The following is a 26139-nucleotide window of genomic DNA, read 5'->3' as shown; positions in this document are numbered from 1 at the left end:
GAGGCGGCCGGAGCAATGCTCCTGCCGCCTCTTCCGTTGTAGACTGCCGCGAACACCCTGCCCGGTCAGATTCCGCGCCCCCGCTTGTGCAGCTCAACCATCACCCTGTCCGGGGACAGCACCCCGGCAGCGACGGCGATGGCCAGCGGAGCCCTCAGTTCAAGGGGGTTGCGCCTGAAGGCCGACACTGCCCACAGGAGGGCGATCCGCCGGTTCTTCAAAGCGGCGTTGGCGAAGGCAATCTGCCCCCGGATCCTGGCAGAGCCTGCAGGTGTAGTTTCAAATTCCGGGAATCTGTCGAGCAGGCAGGACAGCCCGTCTGACATGGTCTGCCAGCGTCGGAAGAAAAATGACTGTCCACCCCAGCGGACCACCGCCAGGACCTCGCGAACATGGGAAATCGCGTGGGACTTGGCGGCGCGGAGCAGAAATTCGTAGTCTTCGCCGAATCCGCCAGGGACCTCTTCGTCCACGAGTCCAAAACCAGTGATTGCCGCTGAACGCCGCATCAGAAAAGTTGAGGGGTGCAGCTCCGTATGCCGGTCCCGCAGCAGTTCATCGAAGGTCACGATGTCCCTGCCCAGCGGGCGGTCATGGGTGACGCCGTCGTACTGGACTGAAATTCCGCATGTGACAAACTCGACGCCGGAATCGGTCTCCATGCGTTGAACCTGGGCCGCGAGCTTTCCGGGCTTCCAATAGTCGTCGTCGTCGCAAAAGGCCACATAGTCTCCGGTGCCAGCCAGGATCCCGCTGTTGCGGGCCCCCGCCAGGCCGGGGGTGCGGGAGTTGCTGATCACCCTGACACGCCTGGTGCCCTCTGATAGTTGGAGTGAGGTGTCCGGGGCTGACTGATCGTAAACCACGATAATCTCGATCTCACCGTCGAAAGTCTGGTCAGCGACCGCCGCGATCGCCTCCCTGAGCATCTCGGGGCGGTCCCGCGTGGCTATGATCACCGACACTGTGCTCACGCCAGGTCCTCTCGCAGAAGGGGATGGAACTCCTGGGGAGCGCCCTGAACGGGCCAGGAATCGGGGAGTTCGAGTTCTTGGCCCACTGAGTGCAGGGCCTTCACGGGGTCGTTCAGATAACGCTTGCGCCCGATGACGGCGCGGGGAACGTGCCGCATCCTGAGGAATTGTGCCCCCATCCTCGATGACAGCCATCTCGCGGCTAACGAACCATGGACGTCGTCGCTGGTCACTGGCCGCCCCGTCCTTCCAGCCAGATACAGAATCCGCACATCTATCTCACGGTTGTGGCTCAAGGCGAAAGCCAAAACAGGGTCCGCACCGCAACACACCAGCACCTTCCCTCCGGTGATGTCCTGCACTGCCCGGAACAGAGCAAGGTAGTACGACGAGTGCTCAGCGAGCTGTCGGCGGAGCAAAGGAGGCTCAAAGGGCAAAACCCCCAGCATCAGCTTTCCAGCAGACCTGACGGACTGCCCCAGTCGTTTGATGGAGCGGACGTCCACATCCTCCCAGCCTCCGAAGGCCTCCTTCCCCACTCGAAGCCAGAACTGACAGGAGGAAAAAGCCGTCCCGCAGGCGCAGTTGGCGTTTTTGATTATTCCCTGCTCCCATAACTGCCCGATGTCCCCCAGCATCACGGCGCCTTCTGCACGGCTGAGGGCGGAAAGGTACGACGACGTCGCGGCACTTGCGGCGGAGACGTACAAGACCACGGGGGCGCCTGGTGTGGCTCGGTTGGTAGCAGTCCTTGCCTTCTCCAGGAGCAGCGGAAGGTGGCTTGCCGCGTCGTCACCCTGCCGCGCTCCATCGAGGTTTCCGCTCTTGGTCCCTGAACCTTCCCCTGCCAAGGCCGAGACCCGTTCCTGCAGCTCGGGCACCGAGACCACCTTGGTGACCAGCGATCTCTGGGCGGACCAGCTCGCGAACCGCTGCTGATGATCGTCAACATGCTCTCCCAGGGCCGGATCCCTTGGCAGCACCAGCGGTACGTGCCCCGCAGCCCTCGCCCCGGAGATAGTGGCAGGTCCGCCATGCGCAACAACGATGTCGCTCGTGGCCATGAGTTCCGCGAGCGCGGCAGGAGACATGAAGCTGTGTCCCTCGGCAGAAGCGGGTGCCCGGCTGTGGCCGAACTGCACCGTGACTTTGTCCTGCGGATGTTCGGCTGCCCAACCATCAGCCCAGTCGACCAACCGGGAAAACTCGTGATGGTCAGTGCCCACAAGAACACTGATGCTTCTCGGAGTGGAGGCATTGTCAGGCTGGCCATGTACCGGAGCCTCGTTCACAGCAGCCTCCCCAGTACATGGGCGTCACGGTAAAGTCCCAGCTGGTCATGCCACTGGACCAACATCAGGTCGGTAAATGGCCGGCACAGTCTTCCGGTGAGCGTGGGGCTGTCCACCCGGTCATAAACTTCGATGTACACAGTCGTGGTGGGCATCATCTTCGCAAGGGCAAAAAAGGGCAGGGCGCTTCCTGCTCCAGTCGAGATCACCACGGTTGGACGGAACCGTCGCATCAATGACCACGCCAGTTTTGTGTTCCGCAGAAGGTTCGGGATGTTCCGGGTGGTTGGGGAGTATGCCCACGTGATGTCTTGCTCATTCCGCAGGCCGAACTCGGCGTCGGGCGTTTTGAAGGTTACCCAGGCCCTCGATTGGTGCGCCCACCAGGGTTCAAGGGCCAGCAATTGCGCGAGATGACCGCCGCTGGATCCAACCAGCAGAATCCTCTCGGTACCGGGCGCAACGGGATGATTGCGGACACCATACCTGGCTGTTCTCATCGTCTCGTTTCTCCACGTTTCTTTGATGATCCGGTGACGTACCGGCGGATGCTTCAGACGGACAGGATCATTCCCGCGCCTACTGTTCGAAGGGTGTGTTCATCAATGAGGATGAAGCCGCCCGTTTCCCTGTTTCGGTGGTACTCATCCGCGAGAAGCGGAATGGTGGTACGCAGCCGAACCCTCCCGATGGCGTTGAGCTTGAGCTCCTCTGCCTGTTCGTTGCGGTGCAGGGTGTTGATGTCCAGTTCGTACTGCATTTCCTTGACGAGTGCCCGTGCCCGCCGCGTCGTGTGCTTGACCACCAGCTTCTGGCCCGGGCGCAGGGGCTCCTCGCTCATCCAGCAGATCATCGCGTCAATATCCTGCGAGACTTTTGGTTGGTTGTGCGGTCTGCAGATCATGTCCCCGCGTGAGATATCAATGTCGTCCTCGAGCCGTACGACGACGGACATCGGAGCGAACGCTTCGTTGACGGGTCCGCTTGCGGACTCGATCGAGGCGATGCGGGACGGAAGCCCGCTGGGCAGGACCACCACCTCATCGCCGACGCGCATGACTCCGCCGGCGATCTTCCCCGCGTACCCGCGGTAATCGGGGAAGCGGTTTGAATGGGGCCGGATCACGTATTGGACAGGGAACCGGCCATCCACCAGATTCCTGTCACTGGCTATGTAAACGTTCTCCAGATGGGTCATCAGCGACGTTCCCTGGTACCAGGGCATATTCTCTGAGCGGCTCACCACGTTGTCACCGGTGAGGGCGGAAAGCGGAATGACCGTCAGGTCAGGAATATCGAGCTTGGCGGCGAATTCCACGAAGTCATGCCGGATATCCTCAAAGACGTCCTGTGACCAGGCAACGAGATCCATCTTGTTGATGGCAAGCACCAGGTGCGGCACTTTCAGCAGCGAGACAAGGAATGCATGACGCCGGCTTTGCTCCTGCAGCCCCTTCCGCGCATCGACGAGCATAATTGCCATGTCCGCGGTTGATGCCCCGGTCACCATGTTCCGCGTGTACTGGATGTGTCCGGGAGTGTCCGCCACGATGAATTTCCGCTTGGATGTAGCAAAGTATCTGTAGGCGACGTCGATCGTTATTCCCTGCTCACGTTCGGCCCGTAACCCGTCGGTCAGCAACGCAAGTTCCGTGTAGTCCGAGCCCATGGCCTGGCTGGTCCGCTCAATGGATTCAAGCTGGTCAGTGAAGATAGATTTCGAGTCATAGAGAAGCCGTCCGATCAAGGTGCTCTTGCCGTCATCTACTGATCCCGCCGTGGCAAATCTCAGGAGATCCATTAGAAGTAGCCTTCTTTCTTCCGGTCCTCCATGGCCGCTGCACTGACGCGGTCATCTCCCCGGGTGGCACCGCGCTCGGTGACCCGGGTCGTTGCTATCTCAGCTACCACCTTGTCCACAGTGTCGGCATCGGAGCGGACCGCCGCCGTCAGGGTCGCATCCCCCACTGTCCGGTACCTGACTTTTTGCACTGACGTGGGTTCGTCGTCTTTAGGCCTGCAGAATTCGTTGGCCGCAAACAGCATCCCCCCGCGTTCGAAGACTTCCCGCTGGTGCGCGTAGTAGATCGGCGGAAGATCAATGCCCTCTTGACGGATGTAGTCCCAGACGTCCAATTCGGTCCAGTTGGAGAGCGGAAACACCCTGATGCTTTCACCTTGGTGGACCTCAGCGTTGAAGATGCTCCACAGCTCGGGGCGCTGGTTTTTTGGATCCCACTGCCCAAACTCATCCCGGAACGAAAAAACACGTTCCTTCGCACGGGCCTTTTCTTCATCCCTGCGCGCCCCGCCCAGTAATGAGGTGAACCCGTTCTTCTGCACGGTTTCGAGCAGTACAGGCGTTTGGATTCTGTTGCGCGAGCCGTTCGGTTCCTCCTGAACTATGCCGCGGTCCAATGCGTCCTGGACAGAAGCCACCACGAGGTTCAGCAAGTACTTTCCTACACAGCGGTCCCTGAACTCCAGGACTTCCGGAAAGTTGTGCCCGGTATCCACGTGAAGGAGGGAAAACGGCACGGATCCTGGAGCGAAGGCCTTCACTGCGAGATGGAGCATCACCGTGGAGTCCTTGCCTCCGGAGAACAGCATGGCCGGATTGTCCGTCTCGGCGACAACTTCGCGGATGATGAAGATCGCCTCCGACTCCAGCACTTCCAGCTGCGTCAACCTGCGCTTGAGCGGCTCTCTGGGAGTCATCAGGCTCTCCTATCCTGTGTATCTCCAAACCGGGACTGACCGGATGGACGCCGTTCTGATGCAGGCTGTCCCGATGTGCGCTGGTCCAGAGAACCCCTTCCGGACGGATCTTTCTGAACGTCCGCAATGGCGACCAGCAGTAAGTCGCGAATATCAGGATGGCAAATCAGCAGATCAGGCAGGCTCGGCGACTTCTGGTTGTAGCGCAACTCGGAACCGTCCACCCGGCTGGCGTGCAATCCAGCCTGGCGCGCAGCGAAAACCGGTGCCGCTGAATCCCACTCGAACTGGCCGCCCGAATGCAGGTAGGCATCTACCTCCCCGCTGATCACGGCGCAGGTTTTGTAGCCGGCTGACCCCATCGGCTCCAGTTTTGCGCCAAGTCGTCCGGCCACGGCTTCCGCCAACTGGGGAGGCCGTGAGCGGGAAACGGCGATTCGAAGCTGCCGGCCGGGTTTCCGTACCCATAGCCCGGCCTTGCTGCCAGTAACGTAGCCCAATGCAGGAACGGCAACCGCTCCAGCCGTCAATCTGCCGTGGGAGTGCAGCGCAACATGGACAGCCCAATCGCTTCGACCCTCAGCGAATTCCCTGGTTCCATCCAACGGATCGATGATCCAGACCCGATTGGCGGACAGGCGGGCCGGGTCGTCCGGGGCCTCTTCAGAGAGGACGGCGTCCCCTGGCCGGTGCTGAAGCAGGGCCTTGCTCAGCAGCTTCTGGGCGCGTGCATCACCCTGAGCCCGCAGTTCATCCCCAGCTAAGCCTGCCCCATCCGCCGATTCCCGGAAGGCGAGCAACATCGATCCAGCGACAGTAGCCAGCTCGCGGGCAAGCTCTTCATCGGCCCTGGACCCGGCAACGGCTGCGATTTCCCCAAGCAAAGTCAGCCGCATCAGATCGATCGGAATGCCCTTCATCAGTACGCTCCCTGTGGGTTGGTGAGCATTTTGAGGGTCCGCCACAGGATGATGATGTCGCCGGCAAGTGACCAGTTTTCGACATAATAAAGGTCCAGTCGGATACTGTCCTGCCAGTTGAGCTCGGACCGTCCGTTGATCTGCCACATTCCTGTCAGGCCTGGCTTGATGTAAAGCCTCCTGTGGACCCGGGCCTTATAGCCATCCACTTCCCGCTGCAGAGGCGGCCGCGGGCCTACAAGGCTCATGTCCCCTAGCAGCACATTCCAGAACTGGGGCAGTTCGTCCAGCGAGTATTTGCGCATCCAGCGTCCAACATCCGTAACGCGTGGGTCATGACGCATCTTAAACAGGACACCGGAGCCCTCGTTCAGGTCCAGAAGTCCGGCAAGATCATCCTCGGCCGTCTGCACCATTGACCGGAACTTGTACATCAGGAACTTCTTGCCACCCTGGCCAATCCTTTCCTGGCGGAAGATCACAGGGCCATCACTGTCCCGCTTGATCAGGACAGCGAGGACCGCGAAAACAGGAAGCAGGACGATCAAGGCCAAGGCGGAGAGAACGATGTCCAGGAGCCTCTTCAGGACGTGCTTCGCTCCTGAGTAGCGTGGAAGCTCCACATGCATCAACGGCAGTCCCTCAACCGGGCGGGAATGGATTCTGGGGCCGGCAACGTTCGTCAAGCCGGTGGCCAGCACCAGTTCCGTGGCGGACTCCTCCAGCTTCCAACCCAGCCGTTGAACATACTTACTGCCGCCCTTGACCGGTCCTGCCACAATCACTGCATCCGCTTCAAGGCGTTCAACCGCGTCCACGATGTTACCCACGGTCGCCACCACAGGAACCGGGCCGGATCCGGTGACCAGGAATTCCCTTTCCTCCGCATGCGGCAACGCTGCGCCTACAACGTCGTAGGCAGCGCCTGATTTCTTCTGGATCTGGTTGATGACATAGCGGACGTCCTTGCCACGCCCCAGGACTATTACGCGCGACAAATAGTGCCCATACGTCCGTTGCTTCGTGAGCCACTGGCGCAGGATCCAGCGCGAAGTGATCAGTCCCGCGATCCCCAACGGGAAGGCGAGCGCGAAATAGCCCCTGGCGATGTCCACTTTGAGAACTGCGCAAAGAATCGCCACAAGCCCCAACAGCGTGACGGTGGCGTTGATGACGCGCTTGTACTCCTCTGCGCCAACACCCACTACCCGGGGATCACGCGTGCGGTAAATACCAAGCACCACCATCCAGGCGACCGCAATCCCGATCGACAGGTAGGTGTAGGCAACCTCAAAAAATCCGACAGTCACATCAGTGTCGGCGAAACCGAATCTGCCCACTTGCGCAGCGGCAGCAACAACGGTCAGAACCAGCGCATCCGACATGAACAGAATCCGCTGATAGCGGCCGGCCCATCTGAGGCCTGTGGATTTGGTCTGCTGACGCGATTGCTCCAGTCGTGAGCTCCGACGTTCCGGATAGCTGTGCTGGGAGGGCGTCAGCTTCAGGCCTGGGCCCATGACAGCGGATTCGTCCAGGGGACTCATGCGGGCCGTCCTAACGGGCCGGGGAAAGTTTGGGGGGCCGACGACGACTGGGGGGAGAAGTCTTGGTCTCAGAAGACTTCAACGCCGTCGGCCCCGTCTTGGGGACCCGCAGATTACTGTGCAGGGCTAATTCGGGAATTACCGGAAGGAAGGGGGAAATAGGGTTTCTGGTGCGCATTGTGAGACCTGCTTCGGACCCGTTGCGTGGATGACTTGATACCAAAAGCCTAGGCGGGCCGGCGTTGCCGCACATGGGTAGCCCATACTCGTCTTTGGGGTGCTGCTTACGCACTCCGGGGCCGCTATTACCTGTCTGCCGGCACAGTGGATCCGGGAACTACCTGTTGGTTCTGCCGGGCTTCTGATTTAGTGTTTCGAAAGCACTGAGACCGGGTCTATCCGGCGCCGCCCGGGTTATGGAAAGCGCCGCAAACACTACTTGTTCCTCCGCCGAAAGTACTGCCTTTCCGCGTCGGCGCTACGCATTTCCGGCGGGTCCCGCCAGTGACAAAATCTGCTCTTATGGACATGATGCTGGTGTTCGCCGCCTTCGGCGTGGGAATAGTGGTCGGTCTTACCGGCATGGGTGGTGGCGCGCTCATGACTCCTGTACTCGTGCTGGTTTTTGGGGTTCCGCCCCTGGCCGCGGTATCCAGTGACCTGGTGGCGAGCGCTGTCATGAAACCTGTTGGATCGGCAGTCCACTTCCGCCGCGGCACCGTCAACCTTGAGCTCGTGAAGTGGCTGATGATTGGCTCTGTCCCGGCAGCCTTCTGCGGTGTGTTGATCCTGAAATGGCTGGGACCAGGAGATGCCGTTCAGACGACAGTTAAAACAGCTCTGGGAGCGGCCCTGCTGCTTTCCGCGGGCCTCCTGGCAGTCCGGGCTTACGTGAGGCTCGTGGAGCGGGCTAAAGACCGGAGCGGACAGGGCACCGGTCTTCCGCAGGCGCGTCCCTTGGTGTCCGCCCGCCCGCTGATAACCATAGTCCTGGGCATGATCGGCGGTCTGGTGGTCGGGATGACGTCGGTGGGTTCCGGTTCGCTCATCATCATCGGGCTGATGATGATTTATCCCGGGCTGAAAGCCGGGCAGCTGGTAGGAACGGACCTTGTACAGGCTGTCCCCTTGGTGGCCGCCGCCGCCGTCAGTCATTCCCTTTTCGGTGAGCTCAGCCTCGAGCTGACGCTTCCCCTGATCCTGGGAAGTGTGCCGGGCGTCTTTTTGGGTGCACAGCTCTCGAGCCGGCTTAACGGCGGATTCATTCGCAGGGCGCTTGCAGTGGTCCTTTTTGCCTCCGGCCTGAAAATGCTGGGGGTGGAGACGCTCCCCACAGCCATATTCCTGGCGGTAGCAGTCCTGGTGGCACCGTTGGTCTGGATGGCTATTCGGCGTTCGAAAGGTTTTCCCGCTTTGGCCACGAGCGAGATGCGCCAACGCCGCAGCGCGGCACCATCGGCCACTCAGACTCTTCACTCGATGGAGAGGCAGCCATGACCGGCCAAGCGGGCGCACTTCCGTGGCACGTACTTTCGGACGGGGCCTTGGATGAGCTTGAGCTCCTTCTGGGTGGATTGTACGCTCCCGCCGACGGATACTGCCTTCCCTCCAAGATTCCGGTACATTGGCCAACCGCGGTGACCCTGTTGCTGCCCCGTTCGGTCGGCGAACGCGCCGTACAGGAGTCTGCGCTGCTGCTATGCGATCCGGACGGCACTCCCCTGGCTCTGCTGACAGTTTCCGGTTTCGAGTCGGCTTCGGGGACGGGAATCTACCTCGCTGGGGCCCTGAGTCCGCTTAAGGCAGCAGAGCATCCGCCTCTTAGACACTTGCGTATAACAGGACCCTTGGCTTCCGCTGCTGGCCGGAAGCAAGTTGTGTCCGCCTTCTCCAAGCCCCCGCTGGCAGCCCAGATGGCCCGCACAGTTTCCGTCGCCGCAAGCCGCAACGCAGACCTGTGTCTGGTGGCTGTGACCGGTCCGCAGCAGCACGGGCGGTATACAGCGCTGGAGTTGATGACTGCCCTTGAGCAATGCGCCGCTGAAATTCCCGGTTCCAGTTCCAGGCTGTTGGTGCTCCGGTCGCCGGCCCGTTCGGGCGATAAACAGGACGAGCTGATCCAGGAGCTCGTCTTCCGGAACCTTGGCGCTAATGTACTTCTGGACTTTACAGCCCCAGATGAATCCCAGGCCGGCATCGACCGGCCGCGCTTCGGCCATCGTCCGAGCCAGTCAATCCCCGGCCAGTCAGTCCCCGGCCACCCAGTATCGGGCCACGTTGGGGCCGGCCACCCAGTATCGGGCCACGTTGGGGCCGGCAGCGCTACGGGTAGCGTCGTCTTCTTCACCGGGCTCTCCGGATCGGGAAAATCGACCATCGCCCGGGCCCTCGCGCAACGGCTGCAGGCAGCAGGTGAGAGGACTGTGACATTACTCGATGGTGACGACGTCCGTCGGTTGCTCTCGTCGGGGCTCGGCTTCTCGAAGGAGGACAGGGAAACGAACATCCGCCGTATCGGTTGGGTCGCTTCGCTGATTGCCGCTTCCGGAGGCGACGCTGTGTGTGCGCCCATTGCACCGTTCGATTCCACTCGAAGGGAAGTGCGGGCGATGGCTCCGGCAGGCTCCTTCATCCTGGTCCATATGTCCACTCCGCTGAGCGTGTGCGAAGGGCGGGACAGGAAAGGACTCTATGCCCGGGCCAGGTCCGGCCAGATTCCGGAATTTACCGGAATCAGCTCGCCCTATGAAGTGCCGGCTGATGCGGATCTGGTCATCAACACGGCCGAAGTCGGAGTGGATGCTGCCGTTAGCGCCATTATGGATGCCCTCAGTCTCCGTCGGACCCCGTCAGCTATGCAAATGATTCCCTGAGCTCGGCCCGTGAGGTCACCTGCAGCTTGCCGTAGATCTGGTAAAGATGGCCCTCAACGGTACGAACTGAAATATGCATCTTGGCTGCAATATCCTTGTTGCTCACCCCGGCGGCGGCCATGGCTGCCACCTCATTTTCGCGGGCCGTCAGTTGCCCCTCCCCGAGGGATGAGTGGCCGCCTCCCGCTGCTGCCGGCGCACCTCCCCGGATCAGCTGCTGCGCCGCCCTGATAGCGTTCCGGTCAGAAGCATCGTTGGCAATTTTGAGGGCTGCTCGGGCAGCGTCCCTGGCGAGTACCACATTTCCTGCGGTAGCAGCCTCCCTGGCTACCTCCAGGAGCATGGTGCTGTTCCGCTGAACAAGTCCCGTTCCATACGCTTCACATTGCCGGCCAAGAGTGCTCTGGACGCTGGACGCCACCGCCACAAGTCGCTCGGTCCCACCGTTACTGCCCAATCGCACGGCTGCGCTCAGGAACATCAGTTCCAGGGCAGTGGCGTGCCTGCTGCGGGCTTCATCCGCAAGCCCGAACAGCCGCACGATTGCCTTTTCCTTGGAAGCGAGTTCAGCGGAGGTCAGCAGCTGGAAGTAGGAGCAGACACTCAGCACCCATCTCGACGTCCGTTTTTGCTCCCGCTGGCTCGTATGCAGGTACTCCAAGGCAAGGTCTTTTTCGCCCTTCAAGGCATATACGTAGGCAATGGAGGCTGCTCCCAGCGCGGATGTGCTGTCAGGATCCAGTTGCTTCAGCTGGCTCAGAGCGGGGAGCAATCGTTCCAGAGCCTGTTCGGATCGTCCGCAATATGCGTCCAGAACGCCTGTTCCAAGCTCCCGTGAGGTGGCGCCGTGTGCCGCAAGGAAGATATTGGACCCGGCCGCAGCTGCCGCGGCGTCCTGGGATGCAGAAGCTGCCGGCAGCAACCCTAACAGTGCAGAGGCAGGCAAGGTGTGTACAGGCAGTGGTACGTCGATTTCGGAGCGAGACGCCCGTACCGACCTCATCAGCGATGAGGCCTCGGCCCCGCGCCCGGTTAGAGCCAACAGGGCGGCAAGCAAGCTTGCGGCCAGCGTGCGGCCTTCGGTGCTTCGCGCACCATCAACCAGACGGGTCAGGCCTGAAAGTGCCTCCCGGTACCGGCCATCATGGACGGCAACCTGCGCCTGGGCCAATGAAAGCTCCTCGCGCATATCCAACAGACCGTGGGCATCATGGTCTGAACCCGCTTCCTCCGCTTTCAGGCGGGCATGGACTTCGTCCAGCGGCGCACGCGGATCGCCCTCCGGCCTGTCATCGGAGCACAGCAATGCGCTTCGGAGCAGCATGATGTCAGCCCAGCGCCTCAAGGGCGCTTCCGCGACGGCGGCAGGGTCCAAAGCCAGGTCCCTCGCCTTCACCAGCTCCCCCAACCCGATAAGTGCCCTGATCTTTTCCGCCACAGCTGCAGCCTGCCCTGCCGGATCATGGAGCAAGTCAATGAGGCGGAGGGCCAAAGCCGGGTTTCCTGAGCGGTTGGCCAGGCCTGCAGCGTAGAGAGCCTTATCTGCTTCCAGCTGCATCCCGCAATCGACGGCCCATGCAGCCAGGGACAATTCTGCTGAAGGGGGCATAACGGAGAAATCTGCACAAGCAACGACGCCGGCAAGGAGTTCCCTGCTCCGGCCTGCTGGCACTTCCTTGCGGACAACGTTGGCCATCAGCGCATTCGTAAGGGAAACCGACGATGGATCGCCGTGCACTACGGTGACGTACCCGCGTTGCTGCAGGGCGTCAATGGCCGCCGGATCGCTGACGCTGATGAGATGGTCCAGGGTCAGGGTTCCCGCCAAGGCCAGCACTTCGGTCACGTGCTTCTCAGCAGCGGAAATTGAACTCAGCGCAGTGAAGACCGTGTCTGTCATGGTCCGGCTGTAAGCAAGCGGCTTGCCCGTAAGCACCCAGACGCCGTCGGAATGCACCAGAGTGGCCGCCCGGATCTGCTCGTCCAGGATGGCTTCCAGAAAGCGTGGGTTCCCGCCGCTGGCGTTGTAGAGCACCTCGCTGCAGGCCAATGACACGGGTCCGCCAAGTGTTGCTTCCAGCCACTGAGCTACGTCCCGCTGGCTGAAGGGTCGTACATCCACGCGGTGCAACAATCCGTCCTTCCACAGCCCCACGATTCCACGTGGAGCCTTGGGCAGATCCTGGCACGTGACGACGAGCTGCACGGTTCCGTTGGCCGCCAGCTGGGTGAGGACCATGGCGGCAAGTTCATCGAGGTCCTGGACGTTGTCCACAAACACGAGGATGCTCTTTCCGTCCGCCCTCCGCCGCAGGAGCTGCGTTATGCCCCTGAGTACGGCTAACGGGCTGGTGACCAGGTCTTCATCCAGTTCGCACAACAACGAACTCAAGGCGCCGTATGGCATGGCATCAGCGGCGGAGCTCCCCCGTATTTGAACAACGAAGGCCTGCCCGTCGAGTCGATCGATCGCCTGCCGCGCCAGATAGGTCTTTCCTGTCCCGTAGGCTCCCACCAAGACCACGCCGAGGTTCTGGCCCTGCACCAGAGCCGCCAGAACCTCATCGACCAAGGGCTGTCTGCAGTACGTCGACATGCCGTTGTGTACGTGCTCGCCCTGAAAAGCCTGAGGGCGTCGTAGGCCGGAGAGGGTGGCGGCGTCGGTATGAATCATGGTGAAGTCCTTCGTATCCCGTTAGGGGCCCGTGCTAACCCCCAACTTACGAAAGTCCCTGACCATGGACACGAGTACGAAGTACTCCATTTCCCAGTAGTTGCCGAAGTACGAAGAACAAGTGTACTCATGCCTCACTTGTTCGCCACCGAAAAAACAAGTAGTTCTGATCATTACTGTCTCTGCATGGACAGGTGGTTCCCGGCCTGATGACGGGTCAGAGGCGAACGGCAGAAGCGAGTTGATCCCGGCCGCGGATGCCCAGTTTGGCATAGCTGCGGTAAAGGTGCCCTTCAACGGTCCGGACCGAAACCATGAGTCTGTCCGCGATTTGCCTGTCAGTCAGCCCTTCGACCGCCAGCACAACGATGTCCCTCTCGCGCCGCGTCAGCTGCACACCGGAGGACGGCTCGGAGGCCGCCCCAATGTCAATGGTGACCCGGACTTCCCGATCACAATCATCCCTGCGGGCTGCCGCCTCCCGTGACCGAAGCCGATCGCCGGCAGTGCCGTAACGGTCAGCTGCCGCTGCAAACAGGTTCCGTGCAACCCGTATCAGTCCCGCCGCGTGCACAGCTTCTCCTGCTTCCAGGTAGTCCGCAGCGGTGCCTGAAAGATGCGCGGCGGCAAATTTGTGCCAAGCACCGGCCCAGGTACCTTCCATATTCTCTGTCAGGCTGGCAATCCGGGAGTAGTCGCCGTGATGGCCCAGTTCCGCGGCCACAGCGTGGATCAAAAGCTCCGCCCCTGGCGACGACACCACCGAGGGGTCATCAAGAAGTGCCAGCAGAGTGGCCGGGCCGCCATCACCGCCCCGTAGGACATCAGTGCTTGCAGCAGAAAAGACCCGGGCGTACTCGGCGTCGAAACCTCTCCCAGGGGTTTCCAGGTAATCAAAATCCTGAAGGAGGCGCCGGGCTTGCACAGTATCTCCCGTCCTGGCAGCGGCGTAAGTGGCCGCAGCGAGAGTCACGGGCAACAGGCCAAGCGGGTCATTCTCCCGCAGGGCTTCAACGGCCGGAAGCAGATATGCCCCCGCAGCATCGAGCTGATCCCGCAACAGCAGGGAAACGCCGCGCCAGCTTTGAACAGTCCCGCCGAAGGTAACCAGTGCATGGCTTCGCTGCCTTGTATACGCTCCAAGGTAGTCCTCCGCTGCTATCCAGTGTCCGGCGGCCATTGCTGCACCCAGCTGGCGATGGAGCACAAACTCCGGGAAGAAAAAGAGCTCGCTGCCATCCGCGCTAAGGAGTGCCTGAGCTTCAGCTGCAAGGTTCTCCGCAGACCCGGACCGTCCCTCCGAACGAAGCACTTCTGACCGCATTGCCAGCATAAAAGCCCGTCTTGCCGGCGACCCTCCACTTGGATCCTCTCCCGGCCGAAGGGATTCGAATTCATCCAGGTATTTGCCAAGCGACCGGTAATCGGCAGCAGCACTCAGAGCGAAGAGTTCCAAGACAGTCCAGTGCCGCATCTCGCTGCCCGAGGCATCGGACAATTCCTCTTTTTTGGCAGCATGACCGTTAATGTCCAGGAGTCGCCGGGCATCTTCGAGGAACGCCTCCGGAATGTGCCCCAAGGCGGCATGGGTGCTGGCCCAGAGGAGCACATCCCCAGGGTTCCGTGCAGGTTCCCCGTCCGCAGCAAAATGGAGATCCAGCTGCCTGGCTGCCTCCTCATAGCTGCCCCGATTGTAGTGGGCCCTGGCCATGGCAACCTGCCCGCGTTGCCTGAGATCGGGGTCACGGATCCGGGCGGCCGCCTCCAGTGCCAGCGAGTCCTGGAACAGTCTCGCGGCCAGGACAGATGCCTCCAGCAGTTCCGCATCGGGTACTTCGGCTCCGCACTCGAGGGACCAGCTGACCATCCGCAGCATTCCCTCGGCCGTGGTGGGGTGGTGATGGGCATGCTCAAGCAGCTGCTTGCGTAAATGGAGGCTTCTTGATGCTGAAACCATCCGGCGAATGGCACCGCTGTAGCTGGGATACCACAGCCTCAGCTCGGCCGACCCCCCTGGTGACTCCCGCACCAGCTGGTGTTCCAGGAGCGAACGGACGGCCGGAGCACCGCACACTTCTTCGATAAGTCCTCGTGGAACGGGCTCAGAGAGCGCGATCAGCTTCAGTGCCTCCTGCTCCTCAGCGCTCCTGCGCTGCAGCTGCTTCGCTACGACGTCGGTGAGCTTACGTCCACCCGACGGCCAGGAGCCCAGGAGCAGCCAGATGCCGTTCCGCTTCACCAAGGACCCGGATTCGATAGCGTCGTTCAGCAGGCAGTCCAGCAACAAGGGGTTACCCCCTGATTCTGCCCAAAGAGCCTGCACAGTGCTTTCCGGGACGGTGCCTTCCAGGGCATGGGCCACCGCTTCCGCCACCTGCTCCTGTGTCAGCGGCCGGAGATCGATCCGGTCCGCGAGTCCGTCGTACCAAAGCTGGTTCATGGCAGCAGGAAGGCCCGGACGGGAACGGCCAGTAGCCAGCACGCTTGCCCACCCCGCGGAAACCATGTCAACGACAATGCTTGCGGTGGCGTCATCAAGGTGATGGGCGTCGTCGACTACCAGCAGGAGCGGGCCGTCTTTGGCTGAGCGGAGTTTTTGGAAGTAGGTCCAGACAGACCTCAGCACAGCGACGGGAGATACGGCCTCCTCCGCTGACAATCCGGAGGTATAGGGCGCTAAAACGCCGAAGGGAACCTTGGCCAGCGACGAACTTCCATGGATCCGCAAGACATTCATGTCCCGGGTAAGCCGTTCACTGATTGCTTCAACCAAGGCGCTTTTACCGATCCCGGGGCCGGAGATCAGAAAAACTGCCTGGCTGGTTTTGCTAAGGATCGTCTGGCAGACGCGTTCCATCGTCTCCCGGCGTCCGGTCAGTTGCCGGTTCACCGAGCCTGACTTCGAAACGCGGCCGCTAGACGAGTCCAGGCAAATCACCCCGTGACGTCACGCCAAGCTTAGTGAAAACCTGGTAAAGGTGGCCCTCAACGGTGCGGACCGAGACGCCCATCTCCTGGGCGATGTCACGGTTGGAGGTGCCCCGGCCCGCCAGTCGGGCTATCTGCCGTTCCCTTGCGGTAAGGAGTGGACTTCCGCTGCTGGGGACAATGGGCAGGCTGCTGACTGTGGAAGAGAGATGGTCCAGCCGTGACTGCGCAGTCCGGGCAGAGCTTGAGTCGCCGGCCATGCGGGCAAAATCAACTGCAAGGGCCACACAACGTGCCTCCACGACGTCGAGCTCCATTGATGCGGCGAGCTCACCTCCGGCGAGCAGGACTTTGGCGTCCTTTGTCCGGGTGCCCATCGCTATCAGCCTCGACATTTCAGCCATTGGGCCCTGCCGATGCCCGGCCACGGTTTCCAGAAGGCGCAAGTCTTCCTCTGAACCGTTAACTGTTGCACCGAGGAGACTGATACCGGCCAACGTAAACCTGCCCTCGACAATGTCCTCGCGTGCGGAGGCGAGGAGCCTGTTGGTTGCCGCTCCATCCCCCAGCCACCGGCCTGCCATGTCGGCACAGAAGTTGGTGACGGTTCTGATCGCGAAGGTACATTCTCCCCGGGAGATGCGGAGCTTTTCAAGGTACTTGCGCGCCTGGCCGGCGTCGCCTATCTGTGCATAGGCGAAAGCCGTTGCCGCATAAGCTGCCTGGAGCGTGTTCATGACCGGCCGAAGCTCAAGCTGTGCCACGGAGGAAAGAAGGGACTCCAGGGCAATGGCTCCGCGTCCCGAATAAACATAGGCAAGCCCCGTGGACAATTCTGAAGCGGACGTCCGGAAAGCGAGGCCACGGGCGTCCTGGGACCTGGGAGGGTTGACGAGGTCCAGGCACTGCCGCCACCTGCCTGCCTGAAGCAACACGGTGAATGCCCGGATCGAGAACTTTTCGCGGAGACCAACGATGTGTCCGGCGTCGGAGAGCTGGCCGCCGAGCATCCGCATGAGCTGCAGAGCGTCCATCTCCCGGCCCATGGTTGAAAGGGCTTCCATGAGGATGATGGCTGACTGCATCCTGAACCAGAGGTCATTGTTCAGCTGGGGGTCGGCCGCCTCTTCAAGGTCCTGGATGATGTGGCCAAAATTTCCTGTGAAGGCGTGGTATTCGAATTCACTCAGGCTGATGCGGTTAGCGGCCGCAGCCAGCGGATCCGGCCAGGACAGCCTGGTGCCGCGCTTCACTCCGAGGCGCTCCCGTGCCTGCTCCAGGAGTTCGGGCACCTTGCTTTTATGTTCGGGCAACCACACCATCACGTCGCATTTGGCCGCAACAACTTCAGCGAAGTCCAGGTCAGCGAGTTCTTGCAGTTGAGTCGGCGTGATGTCCTTGAGGGCGGCCATGGCTTGCAGCGGAAGATCCAGGAGCAGATAGGATGCCGCTTTTTGGCGCTGCCCCGCCACCCATTCGTCGTCCGTTTTCTTCAGGCTGCCCGCACAGGTGAGTGCAAACCTCGGATCGAACAGCTGATTCGCCGCCTCAGCGGCCGCCAGCGCGACGGGCGGCCGCAGTTCGGCCTCGCATTCATGGGTCCACGCCGCGAAGCCTATGAGCTCTTCGAGTGTCATATGCGAGACGTCCGGCTCACGGTCGCCCACGAGCCTGGTCCGCAACTCCCTTCGCCGCGCCACGCTCAGCCAGGAGCGCACCACATCACCGAGGTACTGTTCCCTGAGGGTCACCCAGCGGTTGTCGGACCGGGCCACGCTCAGCACTCCTGCGTCTTCCATATCGGCAATGATGTCTGTGCCGAACACGCCGGTCAGTCTCGCCAAGGAAACCGTCCGCGCGCAGGACAGCATTTCAATGACTGCCCGTGTCTCGGGGGTTTCGCGGGTCCAGCGGGACCGGACGATGTCATCGAGCCCGGTGCCGCCGTCGAGAACCACTTTGTCCCGCAGCGTCCACACCGAGTCGGAAAGGATAAGGTTCCCCGCCAGTTGCTGCTCAGCCACAAGCGCCTTCAGGAGCATGGGGTTGCCGCCAACAATGGAGTGGAAGGTACTCACAAGCGAGGAGGAAACACGATGGCCAAGCAAAGAGAGCAGCACCTGCTTGGTCTGCAGTTCGTTGAGGTTCTCCAAACGGACCTCTGTGAGCCGCCGCTCCGTCAAAAGCCAGTGGAAATCCGCCGGCAGATCACTGATGTTCGGGGCAATCGCGATGATCCTCGCCGTGCGTGTCAGGAGGATGTTCAGCAGCACCCCGGCACTCATGTCATCCAGGCTGGCTGTGCTGTCCAGCGTTATGACGCACTCCCGTCCGCCGGCATCGTTCCGGATGAGGGAAGTGATGCCTTGGAGGATAGCGGTGGGCGATCCCATGGCGGCCTGCGGCAGGCGGGCGAGGAGAAATGCAAGGCAGCCGTACGGAGTCTTTGAGCCAGCCAAAGTGTTGCGCAGTTGGAGTGTAAAGACTTCGGGACCCAATTCCATGACCGCGGTCCTGGCCAGTGAAGACTTCCCGACCCCGCGTGCCCCAGTGATGACAACGCCCAGGGAATCGGCCTCGGTTAGTGCGGCGCGGATGTGGCCGAGATCAGCGCTTCTTGCCGGCAGTGACCATTTTTGATGCTCGTCCGGACCGGCAAACGTCACTGGATCAGCAAGCGCGCTACCAGTAGACCCACGTCCCCAGCTGAGTGGCTCGATTGACATGAACTTTTCCTTACGTCCCGCGTGGCGGGTATAAGGCGCTTATGACCTTCCCCCGCTTAGGAGCAAGACTACCCCGTGGCCCCGACTGTAAAACAGGGCAGCTGGCACCTAGATTTCATCAAGAATTGCGCATTCCGACGCCGTCCCGTGACGCCCCTGAAAGGGACGAACTCCTTTCCATCTCAGAGGCCTCTCCGTGACCTGCCGGACGTCACGCTTTGGCCGGATGGAATTTCTGTTGGGCCACTGTCAGGCCATCCCTGACGAGGAGTTCGACGGCGTCGGCGGCCTCATCCACGAGGAAGGGAAGATCCTTCTTTTCTGTCGTCGAGAAATCCCTCAGGACGTAGTCCGCCGTGTCCATTCGACCCTGCGGACGGCCCACTCCTACACGCACCCGCAGATAATCTTTGGTAGCCAGCGCCTTCGAAATGTCCCTTAGTCCGTTGTGCCCGCCCTCCCCGCCACCGAGCTTCAACTTGACGGTATTAAAGGGAATATCAATCTCGTCATGGACAACAACGACGTGCGCCGGATCCACTGAGTAAAACGCGGCCAGGCCTGAGACAGGACCGCCGGAGAGATTCATGTAGCTCAGGGGCTTGGCCAGCACCACTCGTGGACCCCCGGGTCCCAGCCGGCCCTCCAAAATCTGCGCTCTCGCCTTATGCGTCTTAAAGCTGCCCCCCAGACGGGCTGCAAGCTCGTCCAGGACCATTTGGCCCACGTTGTGCCTGTTGCGGCTGTACCCGGGTCCCGGGTTTCCAAGGCCTGCTATCAGCCACGTCTCAGTCATGAAATCCATCCTAGGTTGGCGAACGCCCTGTTTTTGGTAATGCAAGCTAAAGCGATGCCGGCTAAAGCAGTGCCTGGTTAGAGCGACGCCGTGAAACGGCAGTGGCCGGGTCCACCCGGACCCGGCCACTGTTTTAACTTGCCTGTGCTACTCGGCGGAAGCGGCCGCTGCCTCGGCGGCTTCAGCCTCTTCGCCTTCAGCGGACTCGGTAGCCTCGGAGATGTGGACCACGAGTGCGTCGGCGTCGGCCAGCAGGACGGAGCCCTTCGGCAGGACCAGGTCCGATGCGTGGATGTGCTCGCCGGCCGTGCGGCCTTCGATGTCTACCTCGACGGCGGTGGGCAGGTGGGTTGCCTCGGCCTCAAGGGAGATGACGGTGAGTTCCTGGTTGTAGACGTTGCCCGGAGCAAGCTCGCCGGTCACGTGGACGGGGACGTCGACGGTGACCTTTTCGCCCTTGATAACGGTCAGGAGGTCAATGTGCTCGATGATCTGCTTGATCGGGTCGCGCTGGATGTCCTTTACCAGGGCGAGGTGAACGTCGCCGTTGATGTCCAGGGAAAGCAGGGCGTTGGCCTTACGGACCGCGAGCGTGGTGGCCTTGCTCGGGAGGGTGATGTGGATGGGCTCTGCACCGTGGCCGTAGATGACGGCCGGAATCTGGCCGGCCATGCGTGCGCGGCGGGCAAAGCCCTTGCCGAATTCGGTACGTACTTCTGCTGCGAGCTTCTGCTCAGACATGTCGATCTCCTTGAAAGCTATTGTGTGTTCAGCAAGGGCGGAGGTCTGTTGCGACCTTCAACGCCGGCCAGCCTTTTGCGGCTGCCCTTCACGAAGGAGATTCAGACCCAGTCGATAACGGAGACTGCGGTATTGATCCGTAAGTTACCGGAACTCACGGCCGCTCTCCCTCGCCAAGGTATCGTCAAGAAGTTTACCAGCGTCGGGCCCGATTCCTGAAAACGGGCCCGACGCCGGCTTGTGCCGCCAGCCGGCAAAGCCGGCAATTGTTGCCGGCTGCGCTCAGGCGTTGCCGTCGAACAGGCTCGTCACCGATCCGTCGTCGAACACTTCGCGGATGGCCCGGGCAATCAACGGTGCGATGGAGAGCACTGTGAGTTGGGGGAAGCTCTTGTCGGCGGTGATCGGCAGGGTGTTGGTGACCACAACTTCGCGCGCTCCCGACTCGGAGAGCCGGCGTGCGGCCGGATCAGAGAACACGGCGTGGGTGGCGGCGATGATGACGTCCTTGGCCCCGGCGTTCTTGAGGACCTGGACCGCACCGGAGATGGTACCGCCGGTGTCGATCATGTCATCGATAAGAACGCACGTCCGGCCCTCAATCTGGCCCACCACGGTCTTGGAGACCGCCTGGTTGGGAACAGTGAGGTCGCGGCTCTTGTGGACGAAAGCCAGCGGTGCGCCGCCCAGGCGTTCCGCCCATTGCTCGGCAACGCGCACACGTCCGGTGTCCGGGGACACCACCGTGATGTTGTCAGCGTCCACGCGGGTGCGGATGTAATCGGCCAGGAGCGGGATGGCCATCAAGTGATCCACGGGGCCATCAAAGAACCCTTGGATCTGGGAAGTGTGCAGATCCACACTCATGATGCGGTCAGCACCGGCCGTTTTGTACAGATCAGCGATCAGGCGGGCCGAAATGGGCTCGCGGCCGCGGCCTTTTTTGTCCTGCCGCGCATACGGGTAGAAAGGGGAGACCACGGTGATGCGCTTCGCGGAAGCCCGCTTCAGCGAATCAATCATGATCAGCTGTTCCATCAGCCAGTTGTTCAGCGGAGCCGGATGCGCCTGGATAACGAATGCATCGGTGCCGCGAACGCTTTCGCCGGCGCGTACGTAGATCTCGCCGTTCGCGAAATCATAGGCGTCAACTGGCAGCAGTTCTGTGCCGAGCTCCTTGGCGATCTCGCGGGCAAGGTCGGGATGAGCCCGCCCAGCAGCGAGTACCAGCTTCTTCTCGCCGCGCGCCGTAATTTCGGTCATGGTTGCTTGCCCTCTTCTGTTGATGCCGGAGTATTTGAGGAATCTTCGCGGTGGGCTGCTTCTTCCGCCAGCTTTGCCGAGACGCTGCCTGGCCTGTTCGCTGCCACCCAGCCTTCGGCGTTGCGCTGCTTAGCCAGCGACAGAGCCAGTGCCCCGGCGGGAACGTTCTGCCGCACGACGGCGCCCGCTCCGGTGTAGGCTCCGTCGCCTACCTCGACAGGGGCCACGAAAACTGTATTTGAACCCGTCCGTACACCGGAGCCGATCACCGTGCGGTGCTTTTTCTCGCCGTCGTAATTTGCGGTGATGTTCCCGCAGCCGATGTTGGTGTCTTCACCGATCTCAGCGTCACCGGCATAACCAAGATGGGAAAGTTTAGAGCCGCGTCCGATCGTGACGTTTTTGGTTTCGTAGAACGCGCCGATCTTGCCCGTCTCGCCCAGGACGGTGCCGGGCCGGAGGTAGGTAAACGGCCCGACGTTCGAACCGGCTCCAAGAACCGCCCCGGAGCCGTGGGTCCGGATGACGGTGGCGCCCTCCCCCACCGTCACGTCGGTCAACGTGGTGTCGGGGCCGACGACGGCGTCCCTCGCCACGTGCGTGGCGCCGTGAAGCTGGGTATTGGGCAGCAGCCGCACATCTTCCTCAAGGATCACCGTCGAGTCGATCCAGGTCGTCGCGGGGTCAACAACGGTGACCCCTGCCCGCATCCACGCCTCGACAATGCGGCGGTTGTGCTCTGCACGCAGCGCGGAGAGCTGGACCCTGTCATTCGCGCCTTCAACCTGCCAGCGGTCCGAGGTGACCACGGCCGCAACGCGTCCGCCTGCCGCCCGGGCCAGGCCGAGGACATCGGTCAGGTACTTCTCGCCCTGGGCGTTGTCCGTGGTGATGTGGCGCAACGAATCCCGCAGGACTGCTGCGTCGAAGGCGTAGATTCCAGAATTGATCTCGCTGATGCCCAACTCGACGTCGGAAGCATCTTTATGTTCGCGGATCCCTGCGACAGTTCCATCGAGGTCCCGGAGAATCCGGCCGTAACCTGTGGCGTCGTCGAGTACAGCCGTCAGCACGGTGACAGCGTTCCCCTCCGCTTCGTGGACCGAGATCAGCTCGGAGAGCAGTTCCCCGGTCAGGAGCGGGACATCACCGTAGGTGACTACAACAGTTCCGGTGAGCGGCGCGGTGCTGTCCAGGGCTTCCAAGGCAACTTCGACAGCGCGGCCGGTGCCGGGAAGATCGTCCTGATCCACGATCAACGCGGAAGGATCCAGCTCGTTCAGGTGGGAAGCGACAAGATCACGTTCATGGCGGACCACCAGAGCCAGCTGCTTCGGGTTGACGGAGCGGGCAGTGTGGAGGGCGTGCCCCACAAGCGAACGTCCGCCAATTTCGTGAAGGATTTTTGGTGTGCGCGATTTCATCCGGGTACCGGCACCTGCAGCCAGGACGATCACGGCGGCGGGACCAGTATTTACGGGGCTCACGTACAGGGTCTCCTTGCTAGATTGCTCGGTGGATCGCGCGTTCAGTGTGCTTCGTGCTGGCCTATGATGCGGCATGCGATCCGGAGCTGCAGTCCGGTCGCGGCATCAAGATCATCCTACTGGACACGCTTTCATACCGGCCCGGGTTTCCGGTGACCCGGCTACTGCGGCAGTTCCGCCCATAGGATTCGAACCTATACTCCACGGCTCCAAAGGCCGGGGTGCTGCCATTACACCAGAGCGGACCGCGCCTCGGAGTGAAGCCCCGCGGCACGAGAATCAATTCTGCCATGAACGTCGGCGCACACGCGACTCAGCACCCCAGACGCCTCCCCCGGCCACCCCGCCTGATAGGGCATGATGGAGCAGTGAGCAAGAGCGCAGGCTTGCCCCGCGGGGCACAGAACCCAACCGGCACGCCGGCCGGGGAGCCCCGCCACACCCCGCGCTCCAGAATGACAGGTCTGCAGCGACGCACCCAGCTGATTGAAGTGGGACGCGGGCTTTTCGCAGTCCGCGGACTTGATGGAACCACGATCGAGGAAATCGCCGCGGCCGCAGGAGTGTCCAAGCCTGTCATCTATGAGCACTTCGGGTCCAAAGAGGGCCTCTACACGCAAGTAGTGGAATGTGAGTTCCGCATCCTCCTGGCATCCATCAATGAAGCCCTGACAGAGGAAGCCAAGCCCAGGGTTTTGGTGGAACGTGCAGCGTTAGCCCTCCTTACCTATATCGAGGACCGGACGGACGGGTTCAGAATCCTGATGCGCGACGCGCCGCCGTCCCAGCCGGAGGGCGCCTTCTCCACCTTGCTTTCCCATGTCACAGCACGCGTGGAGCACATCCTTGCCGACGAGTTTGCCCGCCGCGGCTTCAGCTCGGCCGACGGCGCAATGTACGCCCAGATGCTCGTGGGCATGGTGGCAATGACCGGGCAGTGGTGGCAGGACAGCCGCCAGCCGGACAAACGCGAAGTAGCCGCCCACCTCGTGAACCTGGCATGGAACGGTCTGACAGGCCTGCAAAAGGAACCAGAGCTCCACAGCGAGGGCTAATCCACCCGTCCCCCGCTCCCCCGCACCTACGCGATGCGCTCCTACACGAAGGTCCCCCGCACCGCTCTTGCCGACCGTTCCACAGCGTGAGGTGACTTCCATCGCCGGAAGCGGTTCTTCCGAAAGGAGCGCATCGCGGCACATCGGAGCGCGGAGGTCGCCCCGCGACCGAGCGCTCCCTATGTGCTGTGTCTAAGCGACGCGGAAGGGCCGGTTCAGGCACCCAGGGCGAGCAGAGGATGTCACTTGCTGCCACACCCAACGATGAGAAGAGACTATTCGCCGAGGACTTCCAGGGCTTCCAGCCATTCGAGCTCGAGGGCTTCCCGGTCGTCCGCCAGGGTCTTCAGCTTCTTGTTGAGCTCAGCCATGGCGTCGAAGTCGTTGTCGGCTGTGCTCTTAACCATCTGCGCGTGGATCTTTTCCTCTTGCTGGCTGACTTTGCCGAGCTGGCGTTCGATCCTGTTCTTGGCCTTGCGGGCGTCCCGCTTCTCAGCTTCGGACGCTCCGGGCGCCGCCGGACCGGTGCTGCCGCTTGCTGCGATGACGGGATTGCCGCCTCCAGTGATGGTGGAACCGGCGAGTGCCGATTCGCGCAGTTCCAGGTACTGATCCACGCCGCGGGGCAGGGCGCGGATCTTGCCGTCGCCCAACAGTGCCATCTGGTGATCGGTGGCGCGCTCCAGCAGATAGCGGTCGTGGCTGACCACGACGAGGGTTCCTGGCCAGCCGTCCAGGACATCCTCGACGGCGGCGAGAGTATCGGTATCGAGGTCGTTGGTGGGCTCATCCAGCATGAGGACGTTGGGCTCGCCCACCAGCAGCCGCAGGAGCTGCAGACGTCGTCGTTCTCCACCGGAGAGGTCGCGCACCGGTGTCCACTGCTTCTGGTTGGTGAAGCCCAACTGCTCCACGAGTTGTCCGGCCGTGAATTCCTTGCCGCCGACGTTGAAGGAGCGCTTTTCGCGCTCAATTACCTCGATCACGCGAAGGTCGGCGACGTCGTCGAGCTCCTTAACCTCCTGGCTCAGCACGGCCGTGACTACTGTCTTGCCGCGCTTGACCTTTCCAGAAGTCGGCTGGATCTCTCCACTGAGCAGCTTCAGGAGAGTGGTCTTCCCTGCCCCGTTTACGCCTACGAGTCCGAGCCGCTCTCCAGGAGCAAGCCGCAAGGTGATGTTGTCAAAGAGTTTCTGGCCGGGTTCCCCGCCCAGGAAGTCCAGGGTGACGTTCTCCAGATCCAGAACGTCTTTGCCCAGGCGGGCGGTGGCCATCTTGCTCAAGGCCATGGAGTCCCGAGGCTCAGGGACGTCGGCGATCAGCTCATTGGCTGCTTCGATCCGGAACTTGGGCTTGGCGGTCCGGGCCGGCGCACCGCGCCTCAGCCAGGCAAGTTCCTTCTTTACGAGCTGTTGCCGCTTGCTTTCCATGACGGAGGCGGACCGGTCGCGTTCGGCGCGTGCCAGGACATAAGCCGCGTAGCCGCCGTCAAACGGGTCCACGATGCCGTCATGGACTTCCCAGGTCTTGGTGCAGACTTCGTCAAGGAACCAGCGGTCGTGGGTAACCACCAGGAACGCGCCCTGGTTGGTCCGCCACCTGGTCTTGAGGTGCCGGGAGAGCCAGGCGACTCCTTCGACGTCGAGGTGGTTGGTGGGCTCGTCGAGCATGATGACGTCGTGGTCTTCGATCAGCAGCTTCGCCAGTGCCACTCGCCGCTTTTGTCCGCCGGACAGGGCATGGACGTTTGCGTGCCAGTCGACGTCCGAGACGAGTCCTCCCATGACTTCGCGGATCTGGGGGTTGCGGGCCCACTCGTAGTCGGCCTGATCCCCCACTATGGCGGCACCCACCGTCAGGTCGCCGTCGAGCACGTCACTCTGGTCCAGGTAACCGACGTTGACGTCGCCACGCTTGGTCACCCGGCCTGAATCGGGGGTCGAGCGCATCGAGAGCAGGCGCATCAGGGTCGATTTGCCGTCACCGTTCCGGCCTACCATGCCGATCCGGTCGCCTTCCTCCAGGCCGAGGGTAATGCCGTCGAGAACGGTGCGGGTTGCATACGAGACCGTGAGGTTCTCGCCGCCGAGCAGGTGTGCCACTGGGAACTGCTTTCTTAGGAAAAGGTCAAAACTGTCAAAAAGC

The 26139-nt window shown here is 61.8% G+C and carries 18 protein-coding genes and 1 tRNA gene; 3 read left to right on the top strand and 16 right to left on the bottom strand.

The genetic code is table 11. From position 1 onward, the window contains the following. Positions 1-65: 65 nt before the first annotated feature. Genes M1D88_RS06170 through M1D88_RS06140 form a run of 7 tightly spaced genes read right to left on the bottom strand, consistent with a single transcriptional unit; the run spans position 66 to position 7451 of the window. On the bottom strand, positions 66-974 hold the full coding sequence (locus M1D88_RS06170) for a glycosyltransferase family 2 protein (RefSeq protein ID WP_458113676.1): 909 nt from the start codon (positions 972-974) through the stop codon (positions 66-68). Beyond that, positions 971-2266 (bottom strand): glycosyltransferase, encoded by a 1296-nt coding sequence (locus M1D88_RS06165; protein WP_458113675.1) that lies wholly within the window; start codon positions 2264-2266, stop codon positions 971-973. Before M1D88_RS06165 ends, M1D88_RS06170 begins: the two co-directional genes overlap by 4 nt. Beyond that, on the bottom strand, positions 2263-2766 hold the full coding sequence (locus M1D88_RS06160) for a UDP-N-acetylglucosamine--LPS N-acetylglucosamine transferase (RefSeq protein WP_458113674.1): 504 nt from the start codon (positions 2764-2766) through the stop codon (positions 2263-2265). The genes M1D88_RS06165 and M1D88_RS06160 overlap by 4 nt, the downstream gene beginning before the upstream one ends. Positions 2767-2819: 53 nt before the next feature. Next, the gene (locus M1D88_RS06155) at positions 2820-4067 is read right to left on the bottom strand and encodes a sulfate adenylyltransferase subunit 1 (protein ID WP_458113673.1); all 1248 of its coding nucleotides are present in this window, start codon (positions 4065-4067) and stop codon (positions 2820-2822) included. Further along, positions 4067-4984 carry a sulfate adenylyltransferase subunit CysD gene (cysD, locus tag M1D88_RS06150; protein ID WP_458113672.1) on the bottom strand — a complete coding sequence of 306 codons (918 nt, stop codon included), beginning with the start codon at positions 4982-4984 and terminating at the stop codon, positions 4067-4069. Before cysD ends, M1D88_RS06155 begins: the two co-directional genes overlap by 1 nt. After that, entirely contained in the window at positions 4984-5904 is a 921-nt protein-coding gene (locus tag M1D88_RS06145) for a 3'(2'),5'-bisphosphate nucleotidase CysQ (RefSeq protein ID WP_458113671.1), read from the bottom strand. The genes cysD and M1D88_RS06145 overlap by 1 nt, the downstream gene beginning before the upstream one ends. Continuing rightward, the gene (locus M1D88_RS06140) at positions 5904-7451 is read right to left on the bottom strand and encodes a sugar transferase (RefSeq protein WP_458113670.1); all 1548 of its coding nucleotides are present in this window, start codon (positions 7449-7451) and stop codon (positions 5904-5906) included. Before M1D88_RS06140 ends, M1D88_RS06145 begins: the two co-directional genes overlap by 1 nt. Positions 7452-7955: 504 nt before the next feature. Between M1D88_RS06140 and M1D88_RS06135 the strand changes: the two genes are divergently transcribed. Both M1D88_RS06135 and cysC read left to right on the top strand, forming a co-directional pair. Then, entirely contained in the window at positions 7956-8948 is a 993-nt protein-coding gene (locus M1D88_RS06135) for a sulfite exporter TauE/SafE family protein (RefSeq protein WP_458113669.1), read from the top strand. Beyond that, positions 8945-10324: an adenylyl-sulfate kinase gene (gene cysC / locus M1D88_RS06130; protein ID WP_458113668.1), complete on the top strand. Its 1380-nt coding sequence runs from the start codon at positions 8945-8947 to the stop codon at positions 10322-10324. The genes M1D88_RS06135 and cysC overlap by 4 nt, the downstream gene beginning before the upstream one ends. Here the strand turns inward: cysC and M1D88_RS06125 are convergent. The 8 genes from M1D88_RS06125 to M1D88_RS06090 form a co-directional block, all read right to left on the bottom strand. Continuing rightward, complete coding sequence (locus M1D88_RS06125) at positions 10305-12998, bottom strand: LuxR C-terminal-related transcriptional regulator (protein ID WP_458113667.1); 2694 nt, start codon at positions 12996-12998, stop codon at positions 10305-10307. The genes cysC and M1D88_RS06125 overlap by 20 nt on opposite strands. A gap of 217 nt (positions 12999-13215) precedes the next feature. Then, the gene (locus tag M1D88_RS06120; RefSeq protein WP_458113666.1) at positions 13216-15888 is read right to left on the bottom strand and encodes a LuxR C-terminal-related transcriptional regulator; all 2673 of its coding nucleotides are present in this window, start codon (positions 15886-15888) and stop codon (positions 13216-13218) included. A 25-nt stretch (positions 15889-15913) separates the two neighbouring features. Then, on the bottom strand, positions 15914-18652 hold the full coding sequence (locus M1D88_RS06115) for a LuxR C-terminal-related transcriptional regulator (protein ID WP_458113665.1): 2739 nt from the start codon (positions 18650-18652) through the stop codon (positions 15914-15916). 211 nt (positions 18653-18863) lie between these two features. Next, entirely contained in the window at positions 18864-19448 is a 585-nt protein-coding gene (gene pth / locus M1D88_RS06110) for an aminoacyl-tRNA hydrolase (RefSeq protein WP_458113664.1), read from the bottom strand. A gap of 147 nt (positions 19449-19595) precedes the next feature. Beyond that, positions 19596-20189 (bottom strand): 50S ribosomal protein L25/general stress protein Ctc, encoded by a 594-nt coding sequence (locus M1D88_RS06105; RefSeq protein ID WP_458113663.1) that lies wholly within the window; start codon positions 20187-20189, stop codon positions 19596-19598. A gap of 282 nt (positions 20190-20471) precedes the next feature. Beyond that, complete coding sequence (locus M1D88_RS06100) at positions 20472-21452, bottom strand: ribose-phosphate diphosphokinase (protein WP_458113662.1); 981 nt, start codon at positions 21450-21452, stop codon at positions 20472-20474. Then, positions 21449-22939: a bifunctional UDP-N-acetylglucosamine diphosphorylase/glucosamine-1-phosphate N-acetyltransferase GlmU gene (glmU, locus tag M1D88_RS06095; RefSeq protein WP_458113661.1), complete on the bottom strand. Its 1491-nt coding sequence runs from the start codon at positions 22937-22939 to the stop codon at positions 21449-21451. The genes M1D88_RS06100 and glmU overlap by 4 nt, the downstream gene beginning before the upstream one ends. A 173-nt stretch (positions 22940-23112) precedes the next feature. Further along, positions 23113-23184: transfer RNA gene (locus tag M1D88_RS06090), tRNA-Gln, on the bottom strand. Between the two features lie 210 nt (positions 23185-23394). On the opposite strand from M1D88_RS06090, the gene M1D88_RS06085 reads away from it, so the two are divergent. Continuing rightward, a complete protein-coding gene (locus tag M1D88_RS06085; protein WP_458114448.1) occupies positions 23395-23994 on the top strand; it encodes a TetR/AcrR family transcriptional regulator in 600 nt (199 codons plus the stop codon). 275 nt (positions 23995-24269) lie between these two features. Here M1D88_RS06085 and M1D88_RS06080 read toward each other — a convergent pair whose 3' ends face one another. After that, on the bottom strand, positions 24270-26096 hold the full coding sequence (locus M1D88_RS06080; protein ID WP_458113660.1) for an ABC-F family ATP-binding cassette domain-containing protein: 1827 nt from the start codon (positions 26094-26096) through the stop codon (positions 24270-24272). Positions 26097-26139: the final 43 nt, after the last annotated feature.

Source organism: Arthrobacter sp. R1-13, assembly GCF_054161475.1.
Note: the sequence above shows the minus strand (reverse complement) of the source record. Positions and strands in the feature narration are given on the sequence as shown.